This window comes from Candidatus Rokuibacteriota bacterium (genome assembly GCA_016209385.1).
Classification (GTDB): domain Bacteria; phylum Methylomirabilota; class Methylomirabilia; order Rokubacteriales; family CSP1-6; genus JACQWB01.
The window spans coordinates 1-6,523 of sequence record JACQWB010000001.1 but is presented as its reverse complement, the minus strand read 5'-3'; the positions used below and the strand labels follow the sequence as shown (position 1 = coordinate 6,523).

The window sequence follows — 6,523 nt, the reverse complement described above, 5'->3', positions numbered from 1 at the left end:
GCTTCACGTCACACTGGGTGCCTAAGAAGGTGTCACAGTATAGGGGCCGGGCGGAAAAAAAGTCAAGAAAAAACCGCCCGTGATGGTCCATCATCGGTCGAAATTGTTTAACTTTTTCGCCATCGGCCGTCCAAAAGCGACCATCCAATGGTCCACTCCCCTCACTTTCTATCATGCAACGACGATGCCTATTCGTGGAACCTGCCGCTCCCTTGTTCGGTTCCGGTCCGCCCATCGCCGATGGACGCCGCGTGGCGTGTCGTCGTATAAGGAGACTATGCTCCGGCGGCTCGCCCTTGTCGTGCTTCTCGTCGCGCTCCTTCCGCTCCCGACTCAGGGCCAGGCCCGTCGCGAGCTCCGAGTGGGAGTGGCAGCCCTGCCTGCGGTTCCCGACCCCGCGACGGCGTTGGATGGGCCCGTCCCGTTCATTGCCCGCCAGGTGTTCGAAACGCTGGTTCAATTTCGGGATCGCTCCAGCGACATCGAGCCCGCGCTCGCGACGCACTGGGCGGTTTCGAGAGATGGCCTCAGGTGGACGTTCACGCTCAGGAACGGTGTTCGGCTTCACGACGGCACCGTGCTGACCGCCCAGCACGTCGTGGCGAGCTTCGAGCGTCAGACCTTTATTGACCACCCGTACCATCCGAATCCGAACGAGGTTTGGCCGCGTCTTCTGCGAGGCCTTCCGGGTGTGGTGAAGGCGCTAAGAGCTTCTGACGCGAAAACGGTGGAAATCCACCTCGTCCAGCCGTACGCCCCGCTCCTCACCGTCCTGGCCCACCCCGGCTTTTCGGTGGTCGTCGCTGCGGCCGGCGAAGGCGGGACGACCAAGTGGTTCGGCACCGGGCCATACCGGATCGCCGAGCTCGGCGGCGGTCGGATCGTGCTCGAGGCGCATCCAGGGTACTGGGCGGGCCCGCCGCGCGTACCGCGGATCGTCCTGGTCGAAGTGCCGAGCGACGAGCAGGCGGAGGCCGAGCTCGACGCCAAGCGGCTCGATCTCTGGCTTCCCCCGCGGCCGCCCCGACGGAGGGAGGGGGCGTTGTCGCTCCCCGGCTGGCAGGTCGGCCTCCTGGCGATCCATACCGAGAAGGAGCCGCTCTCGCGGAAGAAAGTACGTCAGGCGCTGGCCGCAGCGCTTGACCCCTCGCTGATTGCGGTCGCTGTCGAGGACGTCGCGGTTCCCCTTCAAGCCTTTCTCCCCCCGGAGGTGTGGGGGCGTCGAGAGGGGTCTCCGATTCTCTTGGCCGACCCGGAGGGGGCCAGGCGACTGCTGGCGGAGGCCGGGCTCCCGCGTGGGATCAGTCCCACGCTGCTCGTGCGCGAAGGCGCCGGGCCCATCAACGAGTCGCGGATCGCCGAAGCCATCCGGCTGGCGCTGGATGGCGCGGGGATCGCGTTGACGATCCGGAGCGAGCTTCCCCAGGTCGCGACCCAGCTCACCCAGTACGGTGACCACGAGCTCGTCCTGACCGAGGCGCGCGTCGAGGGCGGGGATCCCCATCTCCTCCTCTATCCTCTGTCCACCAGCGAAGGCGCCGTTCGAGGGGCGTCGGCGTTGAACCTCTCCTTCTATCGGAACCCGCGACTCGACGACCTCCTGATCCGGGCGAGCCAGCTCGCGTTCAGGCCGGAGCGCCTGCGCCTCTACCAGCGCGCGCAGGCGATCCTGGCCGACGAGCTGCCCTGGATTCCGCTGTACGTCCGCCTCCACTGGGTTGTCGCACGGCCGGAAGTGCGAAACCTGCGCCTGCACCCGAGCGGCTTCCACCGTCTGGACCGGGTGGATCTCTGGTAGTCACGGCTTCGACGCGCCGGTCGGGTAAGATAGGCGGGAGGCCAGGGAATGGACCGGCGGGCTGTCGCATGGACGCTCTACGACTTCGCCAACTCGGCCTTCGTGGCCGTCATCCCGGCTACCGTCTACTCCACGTACTACGCGCTGGCGGTGGTCGGCAACGAGCGGGGAGAGGGTGACTTCTGGTGGACCTTCGCGGTCACCACCTCCATGGTCATCGTCGCGCTGGCCTCGCCGCCCTGCGGCGCCATCGCGGATCACGGCGGCCTCCGCAAGCGCTTTCTCTTTGTCCTGACGTATCTCAGCGTTGCGGCAACCGCCCTGATGGCGACCGTGCAGAAGGGCGACGTGCTCTGGGGGTGGCTTCTCGCGGTGGCGGGCATTGTCGGCTTCGAGGCGGCCATAGTCTATTACAACGCCTACCTCCCCGACCTGGTGCCTCCGGCGTGGCAGGGACGGCTGTCGGCGTACGGTTTCGCGGTTGGCTACCTGGGGTCAGCGCTCGCCCTGGGAGTGGCATTGGTCTTCATCCAGCGCGGCAGCCTGGGGGGAGCGTTTGTGGCGACGGCCGGTCTTTTCGGGGTGTTCGCCATCCCCGCGTTCCTCTTGTTACCCGCCGACCGGCCAGCTACCTTCGGCCTTGGCGACGCGGTCCGGGTCGGCTTCACGCAGACCCAGGCCACGCTCCGGCGCATCCTCGCCATGGCGGCCCTGCGGCGATTCCTCCTCGCGTACCTCTTCTACGAGGACGGGATCAATACCGTGGTCTATGTTTCCGCGATCTTCGCGATGCACACGCTCGGCTTCGAGAGAGGGGAGGTGATCGTTCTCTATCTGATCGTCCAGCTCTCGGCTCTGGTGGGCGCGTGGGTCTGGGGGCGTCCCACGGACTTCAAGGGGCCGAAGGTCGTCGTGATGGTGACGCTGGTGCAGTGGTGCCTCGTGGTGATCGCCGCCTACTTCGTCCAGACCAAAATTCAGTTCTTCGGGGTGGCGGTCCTGGCCGGGACAGGGCTGGGGGCGATCCAGGCGGCGAGCCGCGCCTTCATGGCCACCCTGATCCCGAAGACGCATGAGGCGGAGCTGTTCGGCTTCTACGCCTTGGTAGGGAAGACAGCCGCGATCTTCGGCCCCTTCGTCTTTGGGCTGACCTCGCGCCTCAGCGGCGGGAACCAGCGCGTGGCGATCGTAGCCGTCGGGCTCTTCTTCCTGATCGGCCTGCTGATTCTCCAGGGGGTCAGGGCCGGCGGGCCCACCGCGAGGCGCTGAGATGCGCCGCCGCTGGCTCGCCGTCCTCGCGGTCATCCTTCTCGTCGTCCTGGGCGTCGGGCTCGGTCTCGTCTATGTGCGGACCCGCGCGGCCCAGGAGCTGATCCGCGCGTACCTCGAGACCACCCTCTCCCGCGACCTCGGTCTCCCGGTCAGGCTGGAGCGTCTCGGCCTGTCCCTGCGTCTCGGTCGGGTGGACGCGTACCGCGCCGCCCTGCTCGATCCGGAGACGGGCCTGCCGATGATTCAGGTGGAGCGGCTCCGGGTGACGCTCGACCTCTGGCCGCTCCTGAGGCGGGAGCTCCGCATCCGATCGGTGAGCCTCAGCGGGCCGCGGATCACGCTCGAGGACTCAGCGCGACTCCGGGGGCTCGCGCTCGGCGTCCTCGATCGGTTGGGCGGGTTGGCCAGGGACCGGGAGGGCGGGCGGTTTCCGTTGAAGCTCGGCGGCGGAACGTTCCGCTACCGCGATCCGGCCTCGGGGACGGCGATCGATGCCGACGGGCTGGAGCTCTCCCTCGTCTGGCCCGACAGAGAGCGCGCCCTCGCCGTACTCACCGTTCGCTCGGTCGCCGCCGCCTTCGCCGGCCGCCGGCTCGACCGGGTCCGCCTCGAAGCCAACGCCCAGGTCCATCGCGCGCGCTGGGAGGTGACCCGCCTCAAGCTCGAGCAGGCCGGCTCCTCCGTCGTCCTCGAGGGCTCGGTGATTCAAGGCGAGCCTCCGCGCGTCGAGCTGGCCGCCACGGGCGTCCTCGTCCTCGACGAGTTGGCCCCGCTGGTCCTCGACGCGGCAGGCTGGAAGGGCCGGCTCATGGTCAAGGGCAGGCTGTCTGGGACCACGCTCCCTTCCGACTTCGAGGGGACCGCCAGGCTCACCGTCGGGAGCCTCTGGGGCCTGCCCGTGAACGATGCCGAGGGCTCGCTGGGCGTCCGCGGGGGAGTGGTCGAGCTGACGACGCTGACGGGCCGGGCCCTCGGCGGAGGCTTTACAGCCTCGGGGATCTACGAGCCCGACACGAGCCGCTATCGGGGCCGCGTGACGCTGAAGGGCGTGAGCCTCCCGGCCGGGCTCAGGCAGATGGGATGGGCAAGCTCCCTCACGGGTCAGGTCACCGGGAGTCTCGAGGGGAGCGGCCAGGGGAAACGGGCCGAGGCCTTGAGCCTCCGGTTCGACCTCGCGGGGCGCGGCATCAGGCTGGCTGGGGGACAGCGCGCCACCGAGGGGCAGCTCGTCGGGCGTGCGGACGCCGGCATCCTGAAGATCGAGCGTTTGACGCTCGCGCGCGGAGCGAGCCGGGCCTCAGCGCGTGGGAGCGCGAACCTTTCGACCGGCGCCCTGGCGCTCATGGTCTCCGGCGCGATCGCCGACCTCTCGCAGGATCTCTGGCCGCACAGAGTCGACCAGCTCGGTGGCCAGCTCGCGTTTTCGGGGAGGCTCGGCGGGAACTTTGGCGCGCCGAGCTTTTCAGGCCAGGCCACCGGGAAGGCGATCTCGATCAGGGCCTTGAGGGCCAGCTCGGTTCAGCTCTCGGCCAGCGGCGAGCCGCTGGCCCTGACCGGCAGGGGGCTTCTGGAGGCGAGGGAGGTCGAGATCGGGCCTGAGCGCCTGGAGTCGGTCAGGGCGGTGCTCGACTTCAAAGGCTCTGAGATCGTCGTCCCCGTGCTGACGGCGCGGCGGGCCGGGCTGAGCGTCAAGGCCGACGGAGCGGTGTCGCTTTCCGGGCGCTATCGCTTCGCCCTCGCACCGATCCCGCTCGACCTCGCCCAGTGGGTCGGGCCTCAGGAGCTGAGCGTGAGGGCGGTGCTGCGGGCGGCGGCGACCGGTGACCTCTCGCAGGCAGAGATCGAGGGCGAACTGGCGCTGGCCGATACCGCGTTTCGCGACATCGAGATCGGCAGCGGAAGGCTTCGCTTCCTCCTCGACGCCGGCCAGTGGCGCTGGGAGCTCGGGCTCGACGCCGGCGTCAGCGCCAGGGGCACGGCGCCGCTCACGCTCCGCGGTCAGATCGAGGCGGAGGTGAGCGCGACCGATCTGGACCTGACCCCGTACCTGCGCGCCCTCAGGCGGCAGCTCCCCTTCCCTCTGACCGTGCGTGCCGACGGCAACGCCAGGCTGAGCGGCGAGCTTCCGGGTCTCGGCGGGCTTCGCGGCGAGATCGAGCTGACGAGGCTCGACTGCCGCGCCGGGGACGTACCCTGCCAGCTCCCCGGCCCTGCGGCGCTTGGGGTGGAGGCCGGGACGCTTCGCTTCGAGAGCCTGGAGCTGGTCGGTCCCGGCCTCTCGGTGACCGTCGACGGGAGCGTCCGGCCCGGAGAGCGAACCGATCTCAGGCTCCGAGGCTACGCGCCGTTCCGCCTCATCGAGTGGTGGGTGCCGCCGCTCACCGATCTCAGAGGGACGCCGGACGTCCAGCTCGCCCTCACCGGCCCCCCCGGGCGGCTCAAGGTGACGGGCCGGGCCGAGCTGCGCGGCGTCGAGGTCAGGCTGAGGGCAGTCCCCTTGTGGCTCACAGTCGCCGCGGGGGACGTCACCTTCGGGAATGACCGCGTCGAGTATGTGCTGAGCGAGGGGCTGGCCGTGGGCGGCAGGCTCGAGGGGCGGGGATCGTCGGTGCGGGCGGAGGGGCGCTGGCGCCATACCCTCGAGCTGAAGCTCGACAGAGCCCAGCTCGACACGGTGTACGACCAGCTTCAGCTCGGCTCCCGGTGGGCCTCGGGCAATCTCTCGCTCCGCGGTTCGCTGGGCTTCGACACGGGCCCCGCGATCTCCCCGCTCAGGACGCTCGGCGGAAATCTCTCGGCCTCCATCGAGGGCGGGAGCTTTTCGCACTACCCCGGGCTCGTCCGGATCTTCGGATTGCTCACGAGCCCGGCCCAGCCCTTCCGGCTTCCCGACCTCACCCGCGAGCGCATGCCCTACCGGCGGATCACCGCCGACTTCAGGGTGGCCGAGGGTGTCATGGAGACCCGGAACCTGGTGCTGGACAGCGAGGTCGTGCGCGTCAGCGGCGTCGGGACCGTGCGCGTTTCCGACCACACCCTCGACCTGGATCTCGCCGTGAGGCCGCTTCAGGTGCTGGAGGGCGGCATCCGGAAGGTGCCGCTGTTGCGACGCCTCCTCCCCGAGTCTCAGGGCCTCGCCGTGGTGTACTTCAAGCTGCAGGGGCCGTGGGAGGCTCCCAAGACGACGATGGCGCCGGTGAAGTCGCTGAGCCAGACCGTGGTGGACCTTCTCCTCTTTCTCCTGAGGGCGCTCGACCGCCTCGTGATCCCGCAGTAGGACAATCGGAGGGGGCCCGGGTACCCACGCCGGAGGCGTGGGCGTCCCCCTCCGAGGCCTCCCCCAGGATGGTGGTTCGAGCCGAGGGGCTGCCGACGAGCCGCAGGCGGTGGCAGTTCGAGCCGAGGGACGTCGGCCCTGCCGCAGGCAGGCCCGTCACGAGGCGAGACCCGAGT

Annotated in this window: 3 protein-coding genes; all 3 read left to right on the top strand. The window is 69.4% G+C overall.

All coding sequences use genetic code 11. The features are described from left to right. Positions 1–277: 277 nt before the first annotated feature. Genes HY726_00015 through HY726_00005 form a run of 3 tightly spaced genes read left to right on the top strand, consistent with a single transcriptional unit; the run spans position 278 to position 6,347 of the window. Positions 278–1,798 carry a hypothetical protein gene (locus HY726_00015; GenBank protein ID MBI4607375.1) on the top strand — a complete coding sequence of 507 codons (1,521 nt, stop codon included), beginning with the start codon at positions 278–280 and terminating at the stop codon, positions 1,796–1,798. A gap of 48 nt (positions 1,799–1,846) precedes the next feature. Beyond that, positions 1,847–3,067 carry an MFS transporter gene (locus HY726_00010; protein MBI4607374.1) on the top strand — a complete coding sequence of 407 codons (1,221 nt, stop codon included), beginning with the start codon at positions 1,847–1,849 and terminating at the stop codon, positions 3,065–3,067. 1 nt (position 3,068) lies between these two features. After that, the gene (locus HY726_00005; protein MBI4607373.1) at positions 3,069–6,347 is read left to right on the top strand and encodes an AsmA-like C-terminal domain-containing protein; all 3,279 of its coding nucleotides are present in this window, start codon (positions 3,069–3,071) and stop codon (positions 6,345–6,347) included. Positions 6,348–6,523: the final 176 nt, after the last annotated feature.

Excerpts from the sequence above, each read along its gene's own strand:
- HY726_00005 (MBI4607373.1), top strand. The coding sequence starts at position 3,069 with ATGCGCCGCCGCTGGCTCGCCGTCCTCGCGGTCATCCTTCTCGTCGTC.
- HY726_00010 (MBI4607374.1), top strand. The coding sequence starts at position 1,847 with ATGGACCGGCGGGCTGTCGCATGGACGCTCTACGACTTCGCCAACTCG.
- HY726_00015 (MBI4607375.1), top strand. The coding sequence starts at position 278 with ATGCTCCGGCGGCTCGCCCTTGTCGTGCTTCTCGTCGCGCTCCTTCCG.